Raw genomic sequence first — 25,291 nt, 5'->3', positions numbered from 1 at the left:
CGCACCGGTCTGGTCTCGTAGTGGAAGACGGGTCATCCGGATCGTGAGACGGCCGTGGTGGGAGGGCCGGGCGTGGGCCGGTTCGCGGCCGGGTCGGGGGAGCGAGAAGGCCCTGGACACAGGAGGGCCCGGGTGCCACGGAGCTGTGGTCCGTCCCGGGCCGGGGCTGTGTCAGGGGGGTGGGAGCGTCTCAGTACCTGGGCGGCAGGGCCCTCAGCGCGGCCTGGTAGATCTCCTCGATCTCCTTCTCGGTCAGGCGGTCCCGGCCGCTGCGCAGCCACTTGCGGACCTTGGTGCCGGTGATGATGTCCACGCCCCGCAGCCGGTGGCTGTCCCAGGGCATGCCGGGGCCGTAGATGGCCAGCGACGCGCGCACCTTGATCTCGCGCCCCAGTTCGGAGCTGATCAGGTCCTGCGCCCGCTTGGCCTCCTCCAGGGCCTCGTCGATGCGCTCGTTCTTGCTGAACCGCCCGTGGTAGAGCTTCTCCAGCTTGTTGCGCAGCGGAAGCCGCTTGTCCCACGACTCGGAGTCGATGGCGAACGCGCCCCGTCGGCCCACGATGAAGTGGTCGATCTGGCCGTTGCCGCCGGGCACCGCGCGCGCGTGCAGGACGCGGTAGCCGAGCTGCTTCATCACCTTGAGCTGTGCCTCGGTCTTGCGTTGGGCCGCCGAGGGCTTGCGCCAGCGCGGGATCTCCGACTCGCGCCGGGAGGCGTACACCATGACCCCGGCCAGGGTGAGGACGCCGAAGGTGGCGCCGATCCGCCAGTCGGTGGTGAGCAGGCCGACCAGGACGGCCACCACGGCGGCGGCGCCGCCGCGTACCACCCACCTGCGGGCGGACTGGTTGGACCGCAGGGCGCCGTAGACCGCCTTGCCGCCCGAGGCGTCCTTCTGTTTTCTCTGGTTGGGGAAAAAGAGGGATTCGGGCCTTTCGCGGTCCGGTCCCTCGGACGATGGAGTGGAGCCGTTCACTCTGGTAGCCGATTTCACGTCGGACAGGTTAGTTCGATCCATATCCGAGTCCTAGTGCATTACTTCTCACACTTTTCTATCCCCTGTTCCTTGGCGCGCAAGCGTGTCGGCCGCCTCAGGACAGGGAATGCTTACCTTTCGGTCAGTCTCTCTGGAGAAGTGGGTCCTCCTCCCCGTGGTGCCCTGCGGTGTGCCCGCTAACCTGGCTCGCCATGACCCAGATCCATGACCTTCCGGCCCACCGCCTCCTCGCGATGGTCCGCAGTCGTGAGCTGTCGCCTACTGAGATCACTGAGCACTTCCTGGACCGGATCGAGAGGTATGACCACCTCGTCGGTGCGTACATTACGGTCACCCCGGAAAAGGCGCTCGAACAAGCCCGTTACGCGCAGAACCGGATGATGGCCGACACGCCAGACGCCCTGCCGCCCCTCCTCGGGCTCCCCGTGCCCGTCAAGGACCTCGACCCGGTCGCCGGGGTCCGCATGACCCAGGGCTCGCCGGTCTTCCGCGACGCCGTCGCCCCGACCGACTCCGGCATGGTCGCCCGGCTGCGCGCCGCGGGCGCGGTCCTGCCGGGAAAGACCAACACCCCCGAGTTCGGGTCGAGCTGCTACACCGAGAACGCCGTCGCCCCGCCCTCCCGCAACCCCTGGAACACCGACCTGTCCCCGGGCGGCTCCAGCGGAGGCGCCGCGGCGGCCGTCGCCGCCGGACTCGCCCCCGCGGCCCAGGGCAGCGACGGCGGCGGCTCGATCCGCATCCCCGCCAGCGCGTGTGGGCTCTTCGGCCTCAAGCCCACCCGCGGCCGGATCTCCGGCGCGCCCCTCAAACCCGACCTCGCGGGCCTGTCCACCGCCGGACCCCTCACCCGCGGCGTCCGCGACGCCGCCCTCCTCCTGGACGCCATGGCCTTCTCCGGACCGGGCGACCACTTCACCGCCCCGCCCCTGCCGCCGGGCGAGACGTTCGCCGACCACGTGGGCCGCGAACCCGGGCGCCTGCGCATCGGCTGCCACGCCACCACCGGCTCCGCCGGGATCCCCGTGCACCCCCACGTCCTGGCCGCACACGAGGAGGCCGTCCACCTCCTGACCGACCTGGGACACGAGGTGGAGGAGGTCCCCGCCCCCGCGGACGCCCACTTCGGCGGCTCCTTCATGGCGGACTTCGGGGTGGTCTGGGCGGCGATGGCCTCGGCCACGCCGGTCGGCCCCGCCCGCGAGGCCGAGCTGAGCCCCCTCAACCGGTGGCTGCGCGGGCGGGCCCGCGCCACGCCCGTCCCCGACTACATCGCCGCCTGCGCCCGCCTCCAGCGCGGCGTCCGCTCCCTCGTCGCCGCGACCGAGCCCCTCGACGCGGTGCTCTCGCCCGTGCTGGCCACGCCCCCGGTCCCGCTGGGGCACTTCACCGGCGACGGTCCCGAGGAGGAGTTCCGGCGGATGACCGCGTTCGCGCCGTTCACCTCGGTCTACAACGTCTCGGGTCAGCCCTCGGTCAGCGTCCCCCTGCACTGGTCGCCCGAGGGGCTGCCGATCGGCGTGATGCTCACCGGCCGCATGGGCGGCGAGGGCATCCTGCTGTCGCTGTCCGCGCAGCTCGAACGCGCGCGCCCGTGGGCCCACCGCGCCGCGCCGGTCCGCGCAGGCTGACCGCCCCGGGCCCGCCCCTCCGCCTCGCGGGTCAGGTCTCTCGTGACACACCAGCAACGTTTCTGGCCGGTCCGCTAACGGGGCTCGTCGGGCGCGGCGGCGGCCTCGGCGCCCGCCGCCGCGCCGTGCACCGGCGGGGACTCCAGCACGCTCCCGGCCTCCTCGACGGTGAGGTCGCCCGTCCCCTCGTCGGTCCCGGGACGCGGCTCGGGCACGAACAGGCTCAGCAGCGCCGACATCAACACCAACAGCGCGGCCCCCAGCATGCCGCCCGCGATCCCCATGAGGTCGATCAGGCCGCCGGACAGCGGACCGGCCACCGCCCCGCCCACGCCCAGCGCCGTGGACATCCACCCGAAGGCCTCGGCCCGCCGACGCGCGGGGGCCAGGTCGCCCAGACGGCCCATGACCGCGGCCAGTGTCGGCGCCAGCGCCATACCGGACAGGAACAGCAGCGGTGTGACCAGCAGCGGGGTCGGCAGCTGCGCGATCGGCGGCACGAACGGCACCAGCACCGCCACGCCCAGCGCCGAGCCGAAGCAGCGGCGCACCAGGTGGGGACGGCCGCGCAGCGCGCCCGCGATCGCCCCGCCCACCAGCGACCCCAGCGCCCACACCGAGGCCAGCACCATCACGTACTGCGGGGCGCCGAGCTCGTTGGCCCACGCCACGATCACCAGGTCCACGCTCATGATCCCGCTGACCATCAGCAGACACATGAGGAACAGTGCCACCAGCGCCGGGCTGCGCAGCAGGCTCCGGCGGGGACCCCGCGGCTCCTCCCCGGCTCCCTTCTCGGTCGGCGCGGGACCGGTCACCCCGGCCCGCCGCAGCCCGAGCGCGAACCCGACCGAGCCGAGCAGCGCCACCACCGACAGCAGCACCAGCGCCCAGCGCGCACCGGCGAAGGCCACCACGCCCGCGGTCATGATCGGGGAGAAGACGAAGAGCAGCTCCTGGGTGGTCGCCTCGGCCGCGTAGATCGCCTGCCGTTCGGGGCCGCGCGTCAGCCGCGGCCACAGCGCCCGCACGATCTGGTTCGCCGGGGAGCCGAACACTCCGGTGCCCAGCGCGAGCGGGAGCGAGAGCCACCACAGCTGCGCGGGGAGCAGGACCAGGCCCAGCAGACCCGCGCTGAACACCACGCCGCACACCAGCACCAGCCGGTCGGTGCCGCCCCGGTCGGCCATCCGCCCGCGCAGCGGTCCCACCAGCGCCATGCCCAGGGTGAAGGCGCCCGCGACCAGTCCGGCCAGGGTGTAGGAGCCGGTCCACCCCTCCACCAGGAAGGTGACCGCGATCATCAGCCCCGGCATGTAGAAGCGCGCGGCCAGGGACCAGGCCAGCAGGGGAAGGACATGGGGGACGGCGAAGAGCCGCCGGTAGTTCGCGAGCACACCCCGATTATGCAGACGCCGAGGACGTACGGCGATCGCTTTGACGGCCTGCACAGAGCGCTCCTTTGTACGTGCTGGACAGTCCGGAGGCGCCACACGGGGAACCGTTATCGGCCCGCACCCGGGACACGTTCTGGTCCCACGCCGGAACGGCCTCCGGTGTACGGAGCCCCTGGTAGGGCATGATCGGATTCTGTGAGGGACGTTCAGCTGGCACGGTTGGCAGAGCAGCACGGAGTCGCGACGACCTACGAGGACTGGCAGGGGCGCAGGGTCCCGGTCAGTCCCGACACCATTCGCCATGTCCTGGCCGCCCTGGGCGTGGACCCGGCGGCCCCGGGCCCCGGGACGGCCCCGGGCCCGCTGCCGCCCGCGGTGGTCGTCCGCGAGGGCAAGGCGCCCGACCTCGTGCTCCCCGAGGGGGCGCACAGCGTCGTCGAGACCTTCGGCGGCTCCCTGCTGCCCTTCGGCCCCGGACTGCCGCTGGGCGTGCACACCCTGCGCGTCACCGACGGCTCCGTCGAGCGCACCGCGCCCCTGCTGGTGGCCCCCGACCGCATCGAACCCAGCGCGCTCAGGGACAACCCGCGCCTGTGGGGGATCATGGCCCAGGTCTACAGCGTGCGCTCCCGCGCCTCCTGGGGCACCGGCGACCTGCGCGACCTCGCCGAGCTCACCGACTGGAGCGCGCGCGACCTGGGCGCCGACTTCACCCTGATCAACCCGGTGCACGCCACCGAGCCGCTGCCCCCGGTGGAGCCCTCGCCCTACCTGCCGGTGAGCCGCCGCTACGCCAGCCCCCTCTACATCCGCATCGAGGACGTGCCCGAGTACGCCCGGCTCGACCCCGCCCAGCGCGAGGGCATCCAACGCCTGGCCCGGCCGCTGCGCGAACGCGGCCGCACCGCCGACCTCCTCGACCGCGACTCCGTGTGGAGGGCCAAGCGCGCCGCCCTGGAGGTGCTCTTCGAGGCGCCCCGCGCCCCCGGCCGCGAGGCCTCCCTGCGCGCCTACCTCGAACGCGAGGGCCGACCGCTGGTCGAGTTCGCCACCTGGTCGGCCCTGGCCGAGCAGCACGGCACCGACTACCGGGCCTGGCCGCACGTGCTGCGCGGGGTCCACAGCCGCGCCGTCGGCGAGGAGGCCCTGCGCCGGTGGCCCGCCGTGGAGTTCCACCGCTGGCTCCAGTGGATCCTCGACGAACAGCTCTCCCAGGCGCAGACCACCGCCGAGACCGGCGGGATGGCCGTCGGCATCGTGCACGACCTGGCGATCGGCGTGCAGGCGGGCGGCGCGGACGCGTGGATGTACGGGGACGCGCTCGTGCCCGGACTGCACGTGGGTGCGCCCCCGGACGAGTTCAACCAGCAGGGGCAGGACTGGGGCCAGCCGCCCTGGCACCCCCGGCGCCTGGCCGAGCGCGGCTACGAACCGTTCCGCCAGATCCTCGCCCAGGCGTTCCGCTACGCGGGCGGGGTCCGCATCGACCACGTCATGGGCATGTTCCGGCTCTGGTGTGTGCCCGAGGGCGCCTCCGCGGCCGAGGGCGCCTACGTCAGGTTCGACCACGAGGGCATGGTGGGCACGCTCGCCCTGGCCGCCCACCGGGCGGACGCCGTCGTGGTCGGGGAGGACCTGGGCACCGTGGAGCCGTGGGTGCGCGGGCACCTCGCCGACCGCGGGGTCCTGGGCACCTCCGTGCTGTGGTTCGAGCAGGACGCCGACGGGCGCCCGCGCCCGCCGGGGGAGTGGCGCACCGACTGCCTGGCCACGGTCGCCACCCACGACCTGCCGCCGGTGGCGTCGTTCCTGTCCACCGAGCACGTGGAGCTGCGCGACCGGCTGGGGCTGCTCGGCCGCCCGGTGGAGGAGGAGCGCGCCGATGCCGAGTCCCGGGTGGAGCGCTGGCGCGAGCTCCTGGTGGAGCTGGGCCTGCTCGACGACGACGTCGACCCGGTGGCCGACCCGGCCGCCGTGGTTGCGGCCATGCACGCCTACCTGGTGGCCACCCCCGCCCGCATGATCGGGGTCGCGCTCACCGACGTGGTGGGGGAGCGGCGCATGCAGAACCAGCCCGGCACCAGCGACGAGTACCCGAACTGGCGCATTCCGCTCACCAGTGGAGAGGGCGAGCCGGTCCTGGTGGACGAACTGCTCGCCGACCCGCGCATGGTGGCGCGCATCCGTCGCACCCTCGGAGCGGTCGGCGGCCGTGACCGCACCCCCTAGCGGTCCCGGAACCGGGTGCCGGGACAGGTGCCTGCGACGGACGCCCGCGGGGCGATCCCTGGCCTTCACCCGGGAGCGGCCCGCACGGCCGGGGCCGAACACACGGGCGCGCCCGCCTCGCCTGCGACGGCGGAGCGGGCGCGCCGCTTCCCCGTCCTACTCCTGGCGCTCTCCCGCGGCGATGTCGGTGGCCCGGGCACGCAGGGCCCGCTCCACTCCCGCGCGGCCCTCGACCAGCAGGCGGCGCAGCGCCGGGGCCGGGTCGGACTCGGCGATGTAGGCGTCCGTGCGCTCCAGCGTCGCCTCCTCCACCAGACCGCTCGGGTACACCACCTCGGCGAAGGTCTGCGCGAACTCGCCCGTCCACTTCTCCCAGGCCGGGCCCAGCTGCGCGAAGTACCTCTCCACGTACGGCCGGTACAGCTCGGCCTGGCCCGGCTCGGTGAAGCCCAGCAGGACCGCGCGGAACTCGGCGTTGGCCAGCTCCTCGCCCACGATCCGCTCCCACGCCGCGGCCTTGGCCTCGGCGGTGGGGACCGCGGCCCGGGCCCCGGCGGCGTTGCGCTGCCCGGTCGCCGTGGCGTCGCGCTCCAGCTCGGCGGCGATCTCCGCCTCCCCGGCCTTGCCCGTCGCGACCAGGCGGCGCAGCAGCGTCCACCGCAGGTCGGTGTCCACGACCAGCCCGTCCACGGTGATCGCGCCGTCCAGCAGGCCCTGGACCAGGGACAGGTGGGCGTCGCTCACCGCCGAGGCGGCCAGCGCGTTGGCGTAGGCCAGCTGGAGGTCGCCACCCGGCTCGGCCGCGGTCAGCAGCTCGCGCAACCGGTCGGAGAGCTGTTCGAAGCCGAACGGGCGCCACGCCGGGTCGGCGTACATGTGCAGCGCCGCGTTGGCCTGGCGCAGCAGGGTCTGGGCGACCATGACGTCGTTCACGCCGCTGATCCCGGAGATGACCAGGGAGACGTAGTCGCGGGCGGCCATCTCGCCGTCGCGGGTCATGTCCCAGGCGGCGCCGAAGGCCAGCGCGCGGGGCAGGGACTCGCGGATCTCGCCGACGCCCTCCACCACGGTGCGCAGGGAGCGCTCGTCCAGGCGGACCTTGGTGAAGGTCAGGTCGTCGTCGTTGATCAGGACCAGGTCCGGCCGGACCCGGCCGACCAGCTCCGGCACCTCGGTGCGCTCGCCGCGCACGTCCAGCTCCACGCGCTCACGGCGCACGACGCCCTCGTCGGTGCGGTCGTACAGGCCGATCGCCAGACGGTGCGAGCGCAGCGTCGGGTGGTCGGCCGGGGCCTCCTGGAGCACGGTGAACGAGGTGAAGCGGCCCTCGGCGTCCACCTCGAACTCCGGGCGCATCGTGTTGACGCCCGTGGTCTCCAGCCAGTCGCGCGACCAGCCCGACAGGTCGCGGCCCGAGGCGGCCTCCAGGTGCTTGAGCAGGTCCCGCAGCTCGGTGTTGCCGAACGCGTTCTCCTTGAAGTAGGCGCGCACGCCCGCGAAGAACGCGTCCACGCCCACGTACGCCGCGAGCTGCTTGAGCACCGAGGCGCCCTTGGCGTAGGTGATGCCGTCGAAGTTGACCTCGACCGCCTGGATGTCGACCATGTCGGCGGCCACCGGGTGGGTGGAGGGCAGCTGGTCCTGGCGCAGCGCCCAGCTCTTCTCCACGTTCGCGAACGTCGTCCAGGCGTCGGTCCACTTGGTGGCGTTGGCCTGGCAGTACACGCTGGCGTAGGTCGCGAACGACTCGTTCAGCCACAGGTCGTCCCACCAGCGCATGGTGACCAGGTCGCCGAACCACATGTGCGCCATCTCGTGCAGGATCGTCTCGGCGCGGCGCTCGTAGCGGGCGTCGGTGACCCTTGAACGGAAGACGTAGTCCTCCAGGAACGTGACCGCGCCCGCGTTCTCCATGGCGCCCGCGTTGAACTCGGGCACGAACAGCTGGTCGTACTTGCCGAACGGGTAGCGCAGGTCGAACAGGCCGTGGAAGAAGTCGAAGCCCTGCTTGGTGACCTCGAACAGGGCGTCGGAGTCCAGGTGCTCGGCCAGCGAGGCGCGGCAGTACAGGCCCAGCGGGATGCCGTCGTGCTCGTCGCGCACCACGTGGTAGGGACCCGCGATCAGCGCGGTGATGTAGGTGGACATCACCGGCGTGGCCGGGAAGTGCCAGCGCACCCGCTCCTCGCCCGCGGCCTCGCGCTCCACGTCGGGCGCGCTGTTGGACACGACCTCCCACGAGGGGGGAGCGAACACCGTCAGCTCGAAGGTCGCCTTGAGGTCGGGCTGGTCGAAGCACGCGAACATGCGGTGCGCGTCGGCCGTCTCGAACTGGGTGTACAGGTACACCGAGTCGTCGACCGGGTCCACGAACCGGTGCAGGCCCTCGCCGGTGCGCATGTACGCGGCGTCGGCGACGACCGTCAGCTCGTTGTCCGCGGCCACCTCCGGGAGGACGAGGCGCTCGCCGTCGAACAGCTCGGCCGCGTCCAGTTCGGCGCCGTTCAGCGTCGCCGTGCGGATCGCGGGGGCGGCCAGCTCGACGAACGTCCGCGCCCCGGGCTCCGAACTGGAGAACCGGATCACGGTGGTGGACCTGAAGGTCTCGACACCGGTGGTCAGGTCCAGCTCCACGGCGTAGGAGTCGACGCTGAGAATCCGCGCCCGCTCACGAGCCTCGTCCCGTGTCAGGTTCCCTGCCACGCCACGCTCCCTCCACGGCCGCCGTCGTCGCCGGCCGGATCGTTGCCGACCACGGCGAGTCCGCCGCCTGGGGTGGAGCGTCGTCGGGGCCGGAGGTCGTCTTCCACTCGCCTCGATCCTGCCACGCGCCGGGACGGAATGCGCAACCGATAACCGGGGTTGCACTCCTACGACCCGAAGTGTGCACACCTTTTCGCGATCCGAGGAGCAGCGATGACGCAGACCCCCGACTCCGGCGACGGGCAGGAGACCGTCCACGCGGACATGTGGTTCGACCCCGCGTGCCCGTGGGCCTGGATCACCTCGCGCTGGCTCGTCGAGGTGGAGAAGGTCCGACCGGTCCGCGTGCGCTGGCACGTGATGAGCCTGGGCGTGCTCAACGAGGGACGCGACCTGCCCGAGGAGTACCGCGAGAGCATCGACAGGTCCTGGGAGGCGGTGCGGGTGTGCGTCGCCGCCGAGCAGCGCTTCGGCCCCGAGGTCCTGGGCGGCCTGTACACGGCCCTGGGCACCCGCTTCCACAACGGCGGCGAGCCGCGTACCACGGACACGGTCCGCGCGGCGCTGGCCGAGGTCGGGCTGCCTGAGGACCTGGCCGAGGCGGGCGCGTCCACCGAGTACGACGAGGCCCTGCGCGCCTCGCACGCCGAGGCGATGAAGCTGGTCGGTGAGGACGTGGGCACCCCCGTCGTCCAGGTCGCCGACACCGCCTTCTTCGGGCCGGTCGTCACGCCGATCCCGCGCGGCGAGGCGGCCGGGAAGCTCTGGGACGGCGTCCTCCTGGTCGCCGGGACCGACGGGTTCTTCGAGCTCAAGCGGACCCGCACCCGGAATCCCGTCTTCGACTGACCCGCGCCCGCCGGAACGGGGCCACGGCCCCGTCCCGGCGGGGCGGACAGCCGCGGCGCGCCGGGACGGGTGCACACTGGAGACGAACACCGGCGGCGGGCAGGGGCCCGCCGCGACGAACGCGAAGGGGGCGGGGGACCGTGTCCGGACCCGACGACGAGCGCAGGGTCGACTTCCTCGACGACATCGACATCCTGCCCGACACCACCGGCGACGAGAGGGGCCCCGGCTGGGGTGACTCCGACGACGACTCCACCGCGCGCCTCCTCTCCGAGCGCCCCCCGCACTGGGGCTGACCGGTCGCGCCGCCGACCCGACGGTCGGCCCCTCCGGGGCCCGCGGCGGAGCCGAGACCAGGCTCCCTCCCACCGGAGCTGACCAGGCGCCCCCCGCGGGCGGGGCGGGAGGCCGCCGCCCCCGCATCGGGGAAAGCACCGGCCCGGCGTCCCGGGCTGGTCAACCCGAATCCCGTTCTGCGACAGTGGGGCCATGCGATCCCTCTACATCGACGGCGCCTGGCGCGACTCCGCCTCCAGTGAGGCACTGGACGTGGTCAACCCGGCGACCGAGCAGGTCATAGACACCGTTCCGGCCGGGGCGGCCGAGGACGTCGACGCCGCGGTCGCGGCGGCAGCGGCGGCCCTCCCCGCCTGGTCCACCCTCACGCCCGGGCAGCGCGTGACCCACCTGGCCAAGGCCCTGGAGCTGTTCAACGCCCGCATCGACGACATCGCCGCGGAGCTCACCCGGGACATGGGCGCTCCCACGGTGTTCGCCCGCAAGGTCCAGGCGGGCCTGCCCGCCCTCATGTTCCAGACCTACATCGACCTGGTCGAGGAGACCGGGGAGCGCTACTTCGGCGGCGAGAGGGTGGGCAACTCGCTCATCGTGCGCGAGCCCGTCGGTGTGGTCGGCGCCATCACCCCGTGGAACTACCCGCTTCACCAGATCGTGCTCAAGGTCGTCCCCGCCCTCCTCGCGGGCAACACCGTCGTCCTCAAGCCCAGCGAGGTCGCCCCGCTCAGCGCCTACGCCCTCACCGAGGTGTTCCACGAGGCGGGCCTGCCCGCGGGCGTGTTCAACCTGGTGTCGGGCACCGGCCCGGTCGTCGGCGAGGCCATCGCCGCGCACCCCCGCGTGGACATGGTCTCCTTCACCGGCTCCACGCGCGCCGGGACCCGGGTCAGCCAGGTCGCCGCGGAGACCGTCAAGAAGGTCGCCCTGGAGCTGGGCGGCAAGTCTCCCAACGTCATCCTGCCCGGAGCCGACCTGGCCAAGGCGGTCAAGCGCGGTGTCGCCGACGTCATGCGCAACACCGGTCAGAGCTGCAACGCGCTCACCCGCATGCTGGTGCACCGCGACTCCTACGAGGAGGCGGTCGCCCTGGCCGCCGAGTCCGCCGCCAAGTACGCGCCCGGCGACCCCGGGGACGAGGCCACCCGCATGGGCCCGCTGGTCTCCGCCGACCAGTTGGAGCGGGTCCGCTCCTACCTCACGCTCGGCGTGGAGGAGGGCGCCCGCCTGGTCACCGGCGGCCCCGAACCGGTCGAGGGCCGCGCGAACGGCTACTACGTCAGCCCGACGGTCTTCGCCGACGTGAGCAACGACATGCGCATCGCCCAGGAGGAGATCTTCGGCCCGGTGCTGGTCCTGATCCCCTACGACACGGAGGAGGAGGCGGTCGCCATCGCCAACGACACCGTGTACGGGCTCAACGCCGCGGTGTGGTCCGGCGACCCCGAGCAGGGACTGGCCGTCGCCCGGCGCCTGCGGGCCGGACAGGTGGAGGTCAACGGCGGCGCCCTCAACCCGCGCGCCCCCTTCGGCGGCTACAAGCGCTCCGGCAACGGCCGCGAGTGGGGCGCCCACGGCCTGGAGGAGTTCTGCGAGGTCAAGGCCCTCCAGCTGTGACGCCGAGCGTGCGCCGGGCTCCGCGGGACCCGGCGCACGCCCCGGTACCGCGGGGCCGTCGACGGGTGTGCGCGGACTCACGGTCCCCGCGGCCCCTCGCATGGAATCGGCCCCGGTGAGAACCACGTTGTGTGGTGTGGAAAAATTTCCGACGGGATATCCCTGGTCGAACCCTAACGAGGTGGAAGTTGAGCAAGAAGCCCGCGGTCTCCAAGGCAGGTCCGATCGGTAAGGACCTCAAGGCGATCGTCCTCTACAACGTGATCGCCATCGGCTCGATGGCCCTCTTCGCCGTCCTCGGGCTGAGTGTCGCCGCTGCGGCCTCCGGCTCCCTCTGAGGGACACGAGTACCACCGCGCCCCGCCTCGCCCCAGCGAGCGGGGCGCTGCGCTTGTCACCGCCGTGACCTGCCAGACTGGACCCGTGCGTGTTTACCTTGGATCAGATCATGCGGGCTACGAGCTCAAAGAACACCTCGTCTCCTGGCTGAGGGAGCAGGGCCACGACGTCGTCGACGCCGGGCCCGCCGCCTACGACGCCGCGGACGACTACCCGCCCTTCGTGCTGCGCGCGGCCGAGGGGGCCGCCTCCGACAAGGGCGCCCTGGGCGTCGTCATCGGTGGCTCCGGCAACGGCGAGCAGATCGCCGCGAACAAGGTCAGGGGCGTGCGCGCGGCCCTGGCCTGGAGCGAGGACACCGCCCGCCTGGCGCGTGAGCACAACGACGCCAACGTGCTCAGTCTCGGCGCCAGGATGCACTCCGAGCAGGAGGCCACCCGGTTCGTGGAGGTCTTCCTCGCCACCCCGTACAGCGACGAGGACCGGCACACCCGCCGCATCGCGATGCTGACGGCCTACGAGGAGACCGGCGAGCTCCCCCCGCTTCCCTAAGCAGTGTTTTTTGGGGACCGCCGCTCCGCTTTGGCTCGCCCGTCGCCCGCCACCGCCCTCAACGGACGCCTACGGCGCAGACTGACTTGCAGTCTCACCTCCAGCACCTCCAGAACCCCGTGGGCGCCTGAACCGCCTCCCGCGCGGCGCCGGAAGGCCTCGCGCGGGGGCGTCCGTACGCGCGGAGCGACCGGCGGCGGGGCCCGGCCACGCGGGAGCGTCCGAGAGGGGTGGACATCCCGGCTTACAGAACGGTTTTCGGACGCCGGGACGATGCCCGAATCCACACGCTCGGTTATCGGCTGAACCCAAATCCTCGGTTTGGGTGGAGAACACTGCTGGTTGCACGTGCCACGGCGACACCCCCCGCGCTACAGTTCGTGCACAGTTGCGGGCCTCACTGCCCGCGGCGCGGCGGTGCCCTCCGGTCGGCACCTCCGGCAACCACGGCCAGGGCGTGCCCCACACCGCCCCGTACGCCGGCCCCCGGCGGCGACGCGGCCCCCGCGCCCATCCGACCGTGCCGTCCGAGAACCGAACCCCCGCTGGTGAGCGGGTGTGCAACGCAGGGGACACATGAAGCCCACACCGACCGCCAAGACCACCCGGCTACTGCGCTCCACCGCGCAGCGGCTCGTCGCGGTGCTCCGGCGCAAGGTGCTGTTCCGCTACCGGCTCGTCCTGATCACCCTCGTCGCCCTGGCCGTCGGCATCGGCGTCGGCGCCGTGTGGGGGCCCACCGGCTGGTTCCCGCCCAGCTCCACCATCCTCACCGTCCTCGCGGGCGGCCTCCTCCTCAAGCGCAAGAGCCTGGCCTTCCTGCTGGCCGTGGTCGCCGCCGTCCTGGTCTTCGTCGCCTTCATGCTCGACTTCGGCCAGGTGGGCCCCGGCCTGCTGGTCACCATCGGCGTCACCGCGGTGCTGTCCTACCTGCTGTCGGGGGTGCGCGAGCGCCTCGGCGTCCAGGGGCTCAGCGGCGAGATGATGCTGCTGGACCTGCGCGACCGCCTGCGCCGCCAGGGCAGGCTGCCCCGGCTGCCCGAGGGCTGGGGGCACACCGCGGTCCTTCGCCAGGCGGGCGGCTCGTCCTTCGGCGGTGACTTCGTCGTCTCCATCCGCAGGGAGAACCGGCTGGACGTGGCCGTGGTGGACGTCTCCGGCAAGGGTGTGGACGCCGGAACCCGGGCCCTGCTGCTCTCCGGCGCCTTCAGCGGCCTGATCGGGGCCGTCCCCACCCGCGACTTCCTGGCCCACTGCAACGACTACCTCATGCGCAACAGCGGTGGTGAGGGCTTCGTCACCGCCGTGCACCTGAGCGTGGACCTGGACACCGGCGAGTACCAGATCGCCTCCGCCGGACACCCGCCCGCGCTGCACTACGACAGCGGCGGCGGGTTGTGGAGCACCACCGAGGCCAAGGGCGTGGTCCTCGGGGTCATCCCCGAGATGACCTACACCTCCGTCGAGGGCAGGCTCCGGCCCGGTGACGCCATCATGCTCTGCACCGACGGCCTCATCGAGACCCCGGGCGAGGACCTCGACGCCGGGATCGACCGTCTCCTCGGCGCGGCCGAGCAGCTCGTCCCGCGCGGTTTCGCCACCGGAGCGGACGAGATCGTGGACACCCTCAGCAAGGACAAGAACGACGACTGCGCCCTGGTCGTCCTCTGGCGCGACTGACCCGCCGCCCGTCGGTCGCTTCTGGGGTGTGAGGAATCGTCCGGTGTGCTCCCAGACCGCTCCGCCGGGTAAGGTCGGAGTGCTCCCCGTCCCGCGTACGGCGGTCAGACCGTACACGTCCCCGGATCACCGTGCCCGCCTTTTTCCGCCCCCGGAGACCCACCCGACGCACGGTTCACCACACCAGTGACGACGGGACCGGAGCGGGGCCGTGGAACCACCGGCCCACCGCTTTTCCCAGGATCCGGTGCCGTCCGTGGTGCTTCCCACCGGGCGCAGAAGAATGCGAGGGGGTGCTTCGCATGTCAGAAGGCGAGCGCGCTGAAGAACTGATCGATCTGGTCGAGAACAACGACCTGACCGGTATCCGGCTCTGGTTGGCCGAACACAGGCCCTACGAGATCGCCGACGAACTCTCCCGCATGGACGGCGGCGAGGCGATCATCCCCTTCCGGCTCCTGGACAAGGATCGCGAGCTGGAGGTCTTCGAGGAACTCGACCCGGGCCAGCAGCAGTCCATCCTGCTCGGACTGCGCGACACGGCCTTCCACGAGATCCTGGAGGAGATGGACCCGGACGACCGGGCCCGCCTCATCGGCGAGGCGCCCGCCAAGATCGCCACCCGCGCCCTGGCCGGGCTCAGCCCCGCCGAACGCAGGATGACCGCCGCCCTGCTGGGCTACCCCGAGGACTCCGTCGGCCGGTACATGACCCCCGAGACGGTCATCCTGCACCGCGACCTCGCGGTGGGCCGCGCCCTTGAGGTCGTGCGCGCGAGGGGGGCAGACGCCGAGACCATCTACACCCTGCCGGTGGTCAGCGACGGCCGCCGCATGGTCGGGACGGTGACGCTGGGCGACCTGGTGGTCAGCGACGACGAACGACTGATCAAGGACATCGTGGACGTGTTCGCGCCGCGCGTGCGCGCCACGGAGCCGGTCGAGGACGCCGCCCGCCTGATGCAGGAGGCCAACCTGGTCGCCCTGGCGGTGGTGGACTCCGAGGAGCGCTTCGTGGGTCTGCTGACCTTCGACGACGCCCTGGAGGTCATCGAGGCCGCCGACTCCGAGGACATGGCCCTCCAGTCCGGGGCGAACCCGGTCAGCGAGCACTACGTGTCCGTCGGCGTGCTGCGCCTGGTCGGTGCGCGCTCGGTGTGGCTGATGCTGCTCATCGTGGCGGCCACGCTCACGGTCAACGTGATGCAGGCCTTCGAGTCGGCCCTGGAGGCGGTCACCGCCCTGGCCCTGTTCGTGCCGATGCTCATCGGCACGGGCGGCAACGTCGGCGCCCAGTCGGCCACCGCGATCGTGCGCGCCCTCGCCGTCGGTGAGGTCCGGGTGCGCGACCTGCCGTCGGTGATCTGGAAGGAGGCCCGGGTCGGCCTGCTGCTGGGACTCCTCCTCGCCGCGCTGGCCCTGGGCATCGGCTCCCTGCTGGTGGGCGTGGACGTCGCCGTGGTGGTGGCGTGCTCGGTGATCGCGGTGTGCACGTGGGCGGCGGTCATCGGCTCGTCCATGCCGCTGTTCGCCCGCAAGGTGGGCGTGGACCCGGCGGTGGTGTCCTCGCCGATGGTGACCACCATCGTGGACGCCACGGGCCTGCTCATCTACTTCTCCATCGCCACCGTGGTCCTGGGTGTCTGACCTGGCCCCGCGCCGACACCGGACGCCACACCGGCATGAACGGGGCGGGAACCGGGTATCGCGACAGGGCAGGACGGATCGAGGGAGGATTCCATGTCCGGTACCGGAGATGCGTTCAAACGGCTGAAGAAGGCCGTCGACGACAACGCCGAACAGGCCCAGGGCCTGGTGGGCAAGGCCGCCAGAGCCGCGAAGAAGGCCACCGGTGGCGCCCACGACGACAGGATCGACCGGGGCGCCGGAGCCGCGACGGAGTACCTGCGCAAGCGCGCTCGCAGGGACGGGGAGACCCGGCAGGACGGGGAGGTCCGGGGGGACGGGGAGAACCGAAGGTAACGCGACCCGTCTTCGACCGGGGCGGGCGGGGCGTCCACAATGAGGGATGCCCTCACCCGCCCCGCGCCGCTCCCCGGCCCCCTCCGGCCGCTCCGTCCCCCGCTGGCCGCTGCTGCTCGCCAGGGTCCGCATGCCGCTGATGTGGGTGGCCACCCTCGCCCTCCTCGCCGGTTACCTCGGCCTCTCCTGGTGGGCGGGCGGCACGCTGTTCGCCGCCGCGCTGGCCGTGTACCTGCGCCTGGGCACCGTGCGGTGCGAGCCCAGGGTGCTGGAGCCGCCGGTGCGGGGCAGGTGGATGGCGCTCACCAGCCCCGTGGACAACGTGCCGAGCCAGGGCAGCCACGCCTACGGGCAGACCCACGCGCTCGGCCTGGTCGCCGAACCCGGCGCGGGCGCCCGCCCCGACATCGGCTGGCGGCCGCTCAGCCGCCCGCCGGGCGACTTCCCGGCCTTCGGCCAGCCCGTGTACGCCCCCGCCGACGGAACGGTGGTGACCGCGCACGGGCGCCAGCGCGACCACCGCAGCCGCAACTCCTGGCCGTGGCTGTTCGGCTCGGTCGTGGAGAACACGCTGCGGGAGCTGCGCGGTCCGGCCGGACCGCTCGGCAACCACCTGGTGATCGACGTGGGCGGCGCCTACGTACTCCTGGGCCACCTGGAGCGCGGATCGCTGGAGGTCCGCCGGGGCGACCGCGTCCGGGCCGGTCAGACGGTGGCCCGCTGCGGGAACTCCGGCGCCTGCACCGAGCCCCAGGTGCGGGTGCAGCTCATGGACCGCCCGGGGCCGGTGTTCGCCGCCGGGCTGCCGTTCGTGTGGGCGCCGGGGTGGAACGGCGGGGACGGCGGAGCGGGGCTGCCCGAGACCTGGCGGCCCGTGGTGGTCGCCGGACCCGGACACGTGGGCGTGCCGGTGGAGGAGGTCGGTTCCGGTGGCGTACCCGCTGGTCAGGCGGTTCCGACGACGGATTACCCTGATGAGGTAAGGCGAACCTAACGGTTCATGCGGTCCGGCGAGAGCGCGGAGGGAGAGGTGTGGACACGGTCGAAGGACGTCCCTGCCAGCTCACGGTGTGCCGGGGCTGCTGCTGCGGTACCAAGAAGAAGGTCCCCGGGGTGGACCACAAGGCCCAGCTCGCCCGCCTCAGGGCCATCGACGACCACTCCGGCCGAAGCGTTCCCGTCCGCACCAGCAAGTGCCTGGGCATCTGCTTCCAGGCCAACGTGGTGGTCGTCCAGCCGTCCTCGGCGGGGCGGGCCGCCGGAGGCCGCCCGGTGTGGCTGGGGGAGGTCACCGAGGACAAGCTGGTCGAGGCCGTCGACGACTGGATCTTCGAGGGCGGGCCCGGCATCGCCCCGCTGCCCGCGGTCCTGGCCGACCACGTGACCTCCAAGGACGCCAAGAAGCAGAAGAAGCGCAAGAAGCCCAAGCACTCCAAAGCGGCCAAGAAGGAACGCAAGAAGGAGAAGCGCGGGGACGCCGTCCCTCCGGGCAAGGGCGGCGGGAAGGCGGGGAAGAAGAAGGACAAGAAGTCCAAGAAGGACGGCGGGAAGAAGAAGGACAAGAAGGACAAGGAGGACGGCAAGAGGGCCAAGGCGGGGAAGTCCACGAAGGACGGGAAGGGCGGCAGGTCCGGCAAGGACTGACTCGGAGTCCCCGGCGGCCGCGCCACGGCGCCGGAGAGGCTCCCGGCGGACGGCCGACCAGGCCGTGCCGGAAACCGTCCCACCGGGTCGTTCCCCGGCACGGGTGCTAACGGCTCTGCGGCGCGAACTGGGTCCGGTACAGCGCCGTGTACAGCCCGCCCTGGTCCAGCAGCTCGTCGTGCGTGCCGCGCTCCAGGATCCGGCCGTCCTCCAGCACCAGGATCTGGTCCGCCTCGCGCACCGTCGCCAGCCGGTGCGCGATCACCAGCGAGGTCCGCCCCTCCAGCGCCACGGACAGCGCCTCCTGCACGGCCGCCTCGGACCCGGAGTCCAGGTGGGCCGTCGCCTCGTCCAGCACCACCACCGACGGCGCCTTCAGCAGCAGTCGCGCGATCGCCAGCCGCTGCTTCTCACCGCCGGACAGCCGGTACCCGCGGTCGCCGACCATCGTGTCCAGCCCGTTGGGCAGCTGGTCCAGGAGGGTGCCCAGCCGTGCCATCCGCAGCACCTCCTCCAGTTCGGCGTCGGTCGCCTCCGGCCGGGCGTACCGCAGGTTCGCCCCCACCGTGTCGTGGAACAGCTGCGCGTCCTGGGTGACCACGCCGACCGCCTCGCGCAGTGAGTCGCCGGTCGCCTCGCGCAGGTCCAGCCCGCCCATGAGCACACGGCCCTCGGTCGGGTCGTACAGGCGCGACACCAGGTGCGTCAGCGTCGTCTTGCCCGCGCCGGACGGCCCCACCAGGGCCACCATCGTCCCCGGCTCCGCACGGAACGACACCCCGCTCAGCACCTGGGTGTCCTCGTCCACCGACGCCTGCGGCGTCAGCTCCAGCGACGCCACCGACGTCTCCTTCGCCCCCGGGTAGCGGAACGACACGTTGTCGAACTCCACGCCCAGCCGCCCCCCGGGCAGGGCCCGGGCGTCGGGGCTCTCCTTGATGCCCGGTTCCAGGTCCAGCACCTCGAAGACCCGGTCGAAGGAGACCAGCGCGGTCATGATCTCCACGTGCACGTTGGACAGCGTCGTCACCGGGCCGTACAGGCGGGCGAGCAGGGTGGTCAGCGCCACCAGCGTGCCCACCTCGAAGGCCCCGTCGATCGCCAGCACACCGCCGACCCCGTAGACCATCGCCATCGCCAGCGCGGTGATCAGGCCCAGCAGGCTGAACAGCAGCGAGCCGAACACCGCCTGGCGGACGCCCAGTTCCCGGACCCGCGCCGCGCGCCGGGCGAAGCCCGCCGACTCCTCCTCGGGGCGTCCGTACAGCTTGACCAGCATCGCCCCGCCGACGTTGAACCGCTCGGTCATCAGCGAGCTCATGTCCGCGTTGGTGTCCATCGCGTCGCGGGAGATGTGCGCCAGTCGCCGCCCGATCACCTTGGCGGGGACCACGAACAGCGGGACCAGGACCAGCGCGATCAGCGTCACCTGCCACGACAGGGCGAGCATCGTCACGATCACCGCGGTCGCGCTGACCAGGTTGGACACCACCGATTGCAGGACCGAGGTGATCGCCCGCTGCGCGCCCACCACATCCGTGTTCAGGCGGCTGATCAGCGAGCCCGTCTGCGTACGGGTGAAGAAGGCCACCGGCATCCGCTGCACGTGGGTGAACACCTGCGTGCGCAACTGGTAGATGACCCCCTCGCCGATCCGGGAGGACAGCCACCTGCCGAGCAGGGTCAGCCCGCTCTCCAGCACAGCCAGCCCCGCCGCGGCGAGCGCCAGCCACACCACCAGCGCGGTGTTCCCGGTCAGGATGCCGCGGTCGATGATGGCCTTGAGCAGCAGCGGGTTGGCGACCACGATCCCGGCGCCGACCGTCGTCACCAGCAGGAAGCACAGGATCACCCGCCAGTGCGGGCGGGCGTAGGAGATGATGCGCCGGGTGATTCCGGGGGGCAGTGACTGCCCCTTAGCGCTCCCGTCGTTGACCAGGGCCCTGTAGGAGGGCCTGCCGGACATCATTGTCATGAACAGCCTCGTTCTGCTTGCCTATTCGCCACGCAAGCGTCAACACCGGTGCGTGTGCACCGCTTCCCAGGCCGCGTGGGCGCACGGAGAGGGACCCGGACGGGTACGGGGGAGGACGGAGCCGTCGGCCGTCGCGACGGGCCGGGTGGGGGCGTTCTGGCGGTACTAGAGGGAGTGGGCGAGGCGGCCCAGAGCCGCGGTGGTGGACCGGCCGGGGGTGAAGGGCAGCTCCCAGGCCTGTGCGCCGAGCGCGTCGGCGCCGCGGATCTTGGCCTGGGTGTAGCGGTCCCCCGCGGTGTAGGCCAGGGCGGCGGGGGCCAGGGGGCGCAGGACATCGGCGTAGGAGGCCCAGTCGGCGACCTCGGGCGGCCCCTCGATGACGAACGAGCCGGTGACGCAGGCCAGAGCGGCCACGGTCTCGGCCCGCTCCTCCGCGGGGTTCACGGGGCGTCCCGGGCCCTTCCAGGCGTGCACGCGCGCGTCGGACTCCACACCCACCACGAGGGGCAGCCCCCGGTCGGCGATGGACTGGAGGAAGCGGACGTGTCCGACGTGCAGGACGTCGAAGGCCCCGGTGACGACCGCCGGTCGCACCAGGGATTCGGGACGCTCGAACCAGTGGGCGCTCAGCGCGGTGCCGGGGTCCTGCGTCGCTTCCGTGTCCGTCATCTGGATCCTTCCGAAGAAACTCTGACCTTTAGGCTAGGGAGGAAGCGGGCTCCTGTGGAGCAAGACGGGAAACGGTGGTTCGTCCCAGGCAGATCACCGAACCCGCGAACCAACGCTGGGACCGGTGCTAGCCTGCTCCGCGTCGGCTCGGACGAGAACCACGTCCGGGTCGGCCTACCGCCGGGCTGGCGGGAAGTGATGTCGGGCCCCCGCTGTGTGATCCTGGCGAAGCCCACACAGTAGGGGCGGGAGCTGGTGTAAGACCGATGGGCGGTACCCCGTCCCTCGCCGTTAGTTCGGGTCGGCAACCGGCTACGAAGCAGAAAGCTCAACCCGCGAGGGAAGAATCTCCCTGCTTCAGCTGGGAGAGAAGTCAATCCACCACCCGTTCGGCAGACCTGAGGGCGCCCGGATCCGATCGCGCCCGCGGGCTTGCCCGAAAGGTCAACGTATCCGTTCGGGACGGGTATTCCTTCTCGGGGCGCACCGGCCGAACGCGGTTCGACTTCGGGACGGGGGAGTGGCCCGTGGATGTGAGCTACCTCACCGGAGAATCCGCCCTGTGGAATGCCAGAAACGTCCGAAATCGGGGCGGGGGGAAGGTGGGGGGTGGGTCGTCCCCCGGGGAAACGGCGAAGCGAGCCGGTGTCTCTGACACACAGCTCGCCCCGAGCGGTGTGCGGGGGTTCGGGGGTCGTCCCCGGGGGGGGAATGGCGAAGCGAGCCGGTGTCTCTGACACACAGCTCGCCCCGAGCGGAGCGGGCGACGAGAATCGAACTCGCATGGCCAGCTTGGAAGGCTGGTGTTCTACCATTGAACTACGCCCGCGTGGCACCGGAGACTTCGAGCGTCCTCTAGACTCGTGGAGCCGACGGGGACAAGACTACAGTCTCCGGAGCCGTGGTCGCACACCCCTTTCAGGAGTGCCATCCTTGGTTCGGCACACGGGGTGTAGCGCAGCTTGGTTAGCGCGCATGCTTTGGGAGCATGAGGCCGCGGGTTCGAATCCCGCCACCCCGACGAAACCACCGTGGCAGCGGCTCCGGCCGCGCGCCGTGGCCCCCTGTCTATCTGCCCTAGACTTGGTGCGATCAGCAGGAAACTGTAAGTCCCAGCCCGTCGCAGGGCACCCCAGCTGGATGCGGTCGTCAAGACCCCGGGGGTGCGCGCGTGCCTTTCGCCGTTGTGTGTGGTGCGCCTGCGGGCCGACGCGGACACCAGCCGGCAAACCTAGGAGTACCGCCCCGTGAAGACCGATGTCGAGGAGCTGAGCCCCACCCGGGTCAAGCTGACCATCGAGGTGCCCTTCGAGGAGCTCGATCACGCTTTCGACGTGACCTACAAGTCGCTCGCCAAGCAGGTCCGGATCAAGGGCTTCCGCCCTGGCAAGGCGCCGGCGCGGCTGATCGACCGTTACGTCGGCCGCGGCGCGGTGATCAGCGAAGCGGTCAACCACGCCGTTCCGGAGCTCTACAACGAAGCCATCCAGAAGGAGGAGCTCTTCGCGCTCGGCCAGCCCGACGTGGAGGTCACCAAGCTGGAGGACAACGACGAGCTCGCCTTCACGGCCGAGGTCGACGTCCGCCCCAAGTTCGAGGTCGAGGACTACAAGGGCATCGAGGTCACCGTTGACAGCGCCGAGGTGACCGACGAGCAGGTCGACGAGCAGATCGGCACCCTGCGCGAGCGCTTCTCCACCCTGGTGGGCGTGGAGCGCCCCGTCGAGGACGGCGACCACCTGTCCATCGACCTGTCCGCCGCCATCGATGGTGAGAAGCTCGAGGACGTCGCGGTCAGCGGCTACTCCTACGAGGTCGGCACCAACACCATGCTGGAGGGCCTCGACGAGACCCTGCGCGGCATGGAGGCCGATGGCGAGGCCACCTTCTCCACCACCCTCGTCGGTGGTGAGCACGAGGGCCAGGAGGCGGACGTCACCGTCACCGTGCACAGCGTGAAGGTCAAGGAGCTGCCCGAGCTGGACGACGAGTTCGCCCAGCTGGCCTCGGAGTTCGACACCATCGACGAGCTGCGCGCGGACGTGCGCAACCGCATGGGCGAGGTCCGCCGTCTCCAGCAGCTCTCCGCCGCCCGTGACAAGGCCCTGGAGCAGCTGATCGACTCCGTCGACATCCCGCTGCCCGAGTCGGTCGTCGAGGAGGAGATCACCCGCCGCCGCCAGAGCCTGGAGCAGCAGCTCGCGCAGAGCGGTCTCACCAAGGAGGCCTACCTCGAGTCGCAGGAGAAGACCGAGGAGGAGTTCGACGAGGAGCTGACCACCGGCGCCCGCTCCGCGGTCAAGGCCGGGTTCATCCTCGACCAGCTGGCCATCCAGGAGGACCTGAGCGCCGACCAGGGCGAGCTCAGCCAGTACGTCTTCGAGCAGGCCCAGCGCATGGGCGTGAGCCCGGACCAGCTGGCCCAGCACCTGGTCGAGTCCAACCAGATCCGCGTCGCCTTCACCGAGGTCGTCCGCGGCAAGGCCATGGACCTGGTCCTGGCCGGCGCCCGGATCACTGACGAGGACGGCAACGTCGTCGAGCAGGAGACCGCCGAGGAGGAGGCCGCCAAGGCCGCCGCCGTCGCCGCCGGTGAGGCCCTGGAGGTCGTCGAGGACGACGCCGAGGCCTCCGCCGAGAGCGACACCGCGGACGAGACCGCCGAGGCCAAGGCCGACGACGCCAAGGCTGACGAGGCCAAGGCCGACGAAGCCAAGTAGGCCCCGGGTAGTCCCGGACTTCGCGCGTACGGGCCCCGTCCGACCTCCGGGTCGGGCGGGGCCCGCGTCGTGTTCGCCTGTGGAAGAACGTGCTGTACGGGGACCGTGCCACCCTGCGCTCAAAGCGAACAGGGGCGCGAACCGGACGAGCGCGGTGCCGCGCGGCGTTAGTGTCGCTGTATCGCAACCGTTTCGATTCCGGAGCAGGTGACGAGAGTGCCGTCGACCTTTGAAGAGTCCCCGCGTTTCGACGCCCGTACGTCGGAGACGCAGATTTCCCCTTTGCTTGAGCAGACGCCTCAGCGCCTGTTGCGCCAGCGAATCGTCTTCCTCGGCCAGCAGGTCGATGACGAGATCGCCAACCGTCTGGTGGGTGAGCTGCTGCTGCTGTCCGCGGAGGACCGCCAGCGGGACATCACCATGTACATCAACTCGCCCGGTGGTTCCGTGACCTCGGGCATGGCGATCTACGACGTCATGCAGTACATCCCCAACGACGTGCGCACCGTGGGTATCGGTATGGCCGCGTCCATGGGCCAGATGCTCCTGTGCGCCGGGGCGCCGGGCAAGCGCTACGCGCTGCCGCACACCCGCGTCATGATGCACCAGCCGTCCGGCGGCATCGGTGGTACCGCCTCCGACATCCGCATCCTGGCCGACCAGCTGCTCTACGTGAAGAAGATGTTCATCGAGAAGATCTCCGAGCACACGGGCCAGACGGTCGAGCAGATCGAGAAGGACGCCGACCGCGACCGTTGGTTCACGGCCCAGGAGTCCAAGGAGTACGGCTTCATCGACGAGGTCCTCGAAGGGACCCTCGACGTGACCCAGGGCCGAACCCAGAGTTGATCCGTCGGACCTCATCCCAGGAACGGCGCAGTGCGTGGAAGGCGTGAAATGACCGAGTTCAACCCCAGTCTCATCGGCGGCGCGGCCTCGATGGCCCCCCAGGGCCGCTACGTCCTGCCGTCCTACGTGGAGCGGACGTCCTACGGCGTCAAGGAGATGAATCCGTACAACAAGCTCTTCGAGGAGCGGATCATCTTCGTCGGCGTCCAGATCGACGACACGTCGGCCAACGACCTGATGGCCCAGCTCATCACCCTGGAGCAGCTCGACTCCGAGCGGGACATCCAGATGTACATCAACTCGCCGGGCGGCTCGTTCACCTCCCTCATGGCGATCTACGACACGATGCAGTTCGTCCGCCCCGACATCCAGACGGTGTGCATCGGCCAGGCCGCCTCGGCCGCAGCGATCCTGCTCGCGGGCGGGACGGCGGGCAAGCGCGGCGCGCTGCCCAACGCCCGCATCCTGATCCACCAGCCCGCGACCGAGGGCATGCACGGCCAGGCCAGCGACATCGAGATCCAGGCGAACGAGATCACCCGTATCCGTACGCAGCTGGAGACCACCCTGGCCCGCCACACCGGGCGCTCCGCCGAGCAGGTCTCCAAGGACATCGAGCGGGACAAGATCCTCACCGCCGAGGAGGCCAAGGACTACGGCATCATCGACTTCGTGCTGCCCTACCGCAAGGCTTCCCTGAAGTCCTGAAGCAGGGTCGAGGCACAGCCGGACGGCCTGACCGGGCGCGCGGACGCGGCGCCGGGGCAGGGCGTTCCGGCGGAGGTGAAGCGCAGGCCGGACCGGCCCATGACCCGCCTGGGGGAGCCCGGTGGTGAAGCCGGTCCGGTTTTTCGCTTAGTCTGACGGAGAGCGACACACAGATCGCCTCGTCCGTGACCACCGCTGTGGACGGTCACGGAAGATTTTCGACTTCCGGGCGGTTGCCCGCGCGAGCGGCACCGACGGGGCGGCCTTAGTTTTGAGGAGTGGCTGGGTGGCACGCATCGGCGACGGCGGGGACCTGTTGAAGTGCTCGTTCTGCGGCAAGAGCCAGAAGCAGGTGAAGAAGCTCATCGCCGGCCCCGGCGTGTACATCTGCGATGAGTGCATTGATCTGTGCAACGAGATCATCGAAGAGGAACTCGCCGACGCCACCGAGCTCAC

Annotated in this window: 21 protein-coding genes and 2 tRNA genes; 17 read left to right on the top strand and 6 right to left on the bottom strand. The window is 71.4% G+C overall.

Annotated elements, in window-relative coordinates:
• Window positions 1-190: 190 nt before the first annotated feature.
• Complete coding sequence (locus ACSIH6_RS34365; protein WP_435112499.1) at window positions 191-976, bottom strand: nuclease-related domain-containing protein; 786 nt, start codon at window positions 974-976, stop codon at window positions 191-193.
• A gap of 212 nt (window positions 977-1,188) precedes the next feature.
• Here ACSIH6_RS34365 and ACSIH6_RS34360 point away from each other — a divergent pair, with 212 nt between their 5' ends.
• Window positions 1,189-2,628: an amidase gene (locus ACSIH6_RS34360; protein WP_435112498.1), complete on the top strand. Its 1,440-nt coding sequence runs from the start codon at window positions 1,189-1,191 to the stop codon at window positions 2,626-2,628.
• 74 nt (window positions 2,629-2,702) lie between these two features.
• Here the strand turns inward: ACSIH6_RS34360 and ACSIH6_RS34355 are convergent, their stop codons facing one another.
• Window positions 2,703-4,025, bottom strand: coding sequence for an MFS transporter (locus ACSIH6_RS34355; protein ID WP_435112497.1), 1,323 nt, complete (start codon window positions 4,023-4,025; stop codon window positions 2,703-2,705).
• 195 nt (window positions 4,026-4,220) lie between these two features.
• Here ACSIH6_RS34355 and malQ point away from each other — a divergent pair, with 195 nt between their 5' ends.
• Entirely contained in the window at window positions 4,221-6,254 is a 2,034-nt protein-coding gene (gene malQ / locus ACSIH6_RS34350) for a 4-alpha-glucanotransferase (protein ID WP_435112496.1), read from the top strand.
• A 156-nt stretch (window positions 6,255-6,410) separates the two neighbouring features.
• On the opposite strand, the gene pepN is transcribed toward malQ, so the two are convergent.
• Window positions 6,411-8,957, bottom strand: a complete 2,547-nt coding sequence (gene pepN, locus ACSIH6_RS34345) for an aminopeptidase N (protein WP_435112495.1) — start codon at window positions 8,955-8,957, stop codon at window positions 6,411-6,413.
• Window positions 8,958-9,170: 213 nt separating this feature from the next.
• On the opposite strand from pepN, the gene ACSIH6_RS34340 reads away from it, so the two are divergent.
• From ACSIH6_RS34340 to ACSIH6_RS34295, 10 genes are all read left to right on the top strand, one after another.
• Complete coding sequence (locus ACSIH6_RS34340) at window positions 9,171-9,806, top strand: DsbA family oxidoreductase (RefSeq protein WP_435112493.1); 636 nt, start codon at window positions 9,171-9,173, stop codon at window positions 9,804-9,806.
• A 140-nt stretch (window positions 9,807-9,946) separates the two neighbouring features.
• Entirely contained in the window at window positions 9,947-10,102 is a 156-nt protein-coding gene (locus ACSIH6_RS34335; RefSeq protein WP_435112491.1) for a hypothetical protein, read from the top strand.
• 193 nt (window positions 10,103-10,295) lie between these two features.
• A complete protein-coding gene (locus ACSIH6_RS34330; protein ID WP_435112489.1) occupies window positions 10,296-11,717 on the top strand; it encodes an aldehyde dehydrogenase family protein in 1,422 nt (473 codons plus the stop codon).
• A 188-nt stretch (window positions 11,718-11,905) separates the two neighbouring features.
• The gene (locus ACSIH6_RS34325) at window positions 11,906-12,055 is read left to right on the top strand and encodes a hypothetical protein (protein ID WP_168444188.1); all 150 of its coding nucleotides are present in this window, start codon (window positions 11,906-11,908) and stop codon (window positions 12,053-12,055) included.
• A gap of 85 nt (window positions 12,056-12,140) precedes the next feature.
• Window positions 12,141-12,608: a ribose-5-phosphate isomerase gene (locus ACSIH6_RS34320; protein ID WP_061083542.1), complete on the top strand. Its 468-nt coding sequence runs from the start codon at window positions 12,141-12,143 to the stop codon at window positions 12,606-12,608.
• A gap of 576 nt (window positions 12,609-13,184) precedes the next feature.
• Window positions 13,185-14,288 carry a PP2C family protein-serine/threonine phosphatase gene (locus tag ACSIH6_RS34315; RefSeq protein WP_435112488.1) on the top strand — a complete coding sequence of 368 codons (1,104 nt, stop codon included), beginning with the start codon at window positions 13,185-13,187 and terminating at the stop codon, window positions 14,286-14,288.
• 302 nt (window positions 14,289-14,590) lie between these two features.
• Window positions 14,591-15,934: a magnesium transporter gene (gene mgtE / locus ACSIH6_RS34310; RefSeq protein WP_435112486.1), complete on the top strand. Its 1,344-nt coding sequence runs from the start codon at window positions 14,591-14,593 to the stop codon at window positions 15,932-15,934.
• 93 nt (window positions 15,935-16,027) lie between these two features.
• On the top strand, window positions 16,028-16,270 hold the full coding sequence (locus ACSIH6_RS34305; RefSeq protein WP_435112485.1) for an Rv0909 family putative TA system antitoxin: 243 nt from the start codon (window positions 16,028-16,030) through the stop codon (window positions 16,268-16,270).
• A 46-nt stretch (window positions 16,271-16,316) separates the two neighbouring features.
• On the top strand, window positions 16,317-17,264 hold the full coding sequence (locus tag ACSIH6_RS34300; protein WP_435112484.1) for a M23 family metallopeptidase: 948 nt from the start codon (window positions 16,317-16,319) through the stop codon (window positions 17,262-17,264).
• Between the two features lie 38 nt (window positions 17,265-17,302).
• Window positions 17,303-17,914, top strand: coding sequence for a (2Fe-2S) ferredoxin domain-containing protein (locus ACSIH6_RS34295; protein ID WP_435112483.1), 612 nt, complete (start codon window positions 17,303-17,305; stop codon window positions 17,912-17,914).
• 106 nt (window positions 17,915-18,020) lie between these two features.
• Here ACSIH6_RS34295 and ACSIH6_RS34290 read toward each other — a convergent pair whose 3' ends face one another.
• The 3 genes from ACSIH6_RS34290 to ACSIH6_RS34280 all read right to left on the bottom strand — a co-directional run bounded on the left by ACSIH6_RS34290 (window position 18,021) and on the right by ACSIH6_RS34280 (window position 21,387).
• Complete coding sequence (locus tag ACSIH6_RS34290) at window positions 18,021-19,883, bottom strand: ABC transporter ATP-binding protein (protein WP_435112507.1); 1,863 nt, start codon at window positions 19,881-19,883, stop codon at window positions 18,021-18,023.
• A gap of 171 nt (window positions 19,884-20,054) precedes the next feature.
• A complete protein-coding gene (locus ACSIH6_RS34285) occupies window positions 20,055-20,558 on the bottom strand; it encodes an adenylyltransferase/cytidyltransferase family protein (RefSeq protein ID WP_435112482.1) in 504 nt (167 codons plus the stop codon).
• A 758-nt stretch (window positions 20,559-21,316) separates the two neighbouring features.
• Window positions 21,317-21,387, bottom strand: a tRNA-Gly gene (locus ACSIH6_RS34280).
• A 117-nt stretch (window positions 21,388-21,504) separates the two neighbouring features.
• On the opposite strand from ACSIH6_RS34280, the gene ACSIH6_RS34275 reads away from it, so the two are divergent.
• From ACSIH6_RS34275 to ACSIH6_RS34255, 5 genes are all read left to right on the top strand, one after another.
• A tRNA-Pro gene (locus ACSIH6_RS34275) sits at window positions 21,505-21,579 on the top strand.
• 226 nt (window positions 21,580-21,805) lie between these two features.
• Window positions 21,806-23,278, top strand: coding sequence for a trigger factor (tig, locus tag ACSIH6_RS34270; RefSeq protein ID WP_435112481.1), 1,473 nt, complete (start codon window positions 21,806-21,808; stop codon window positions 23,276-23,278).
• A 216-nt stretch (window positions 23,279-23,494) separates the two neighbouring features.
• Window positions 23,495-24,127, top strand: a complete 633-nt coding sequence (locus ACSIH6_RS34265) for a ClpP family protease (RefSeq protein WP_435112480.1) — start codon at window positions 23,495-23,497, stop codon at window positions 24,125-24,127.
• Window positions 24,128-24,175: 48 nt separating this feature from the next.
• A complete protein-coding gene (locus ACSIH6_RS34260) occupies window positions 24,176-24,835 on the top strand; it encodes an ATP-dependent Clp protease proteolytic subunit (protein ID WP_435112479.1) in 660 nt (219 codons plus the stop codon).
• 286 nt (window positions 24,836-25,121) lie between these two features.
• The coding region (locus tag ACSIH6_RS34255; protein ID WP_308210366.1) for a ClpX C4-type zinc finger protein at window positions 25,122-25,291 on the top strand (170 nt) is incomplete at its 3' end.

It is taken from the genome of Nocardiopsis synnemataformans (assembly GCF_965343085.1).
GTDB classification, from domain to species: domain Bacteria; phylum Actinomycetota; class Actinomycetes; order Streptosporangiales; family Streptosporangiaceae; genus Nocardiopsis; species Nocardiopsis alborubida.
The sequence above is the reverse complement of the archived record's forward strand: the minus strand, read 5'-3'. Positions and strand labels throughout refer to the sequence as shown.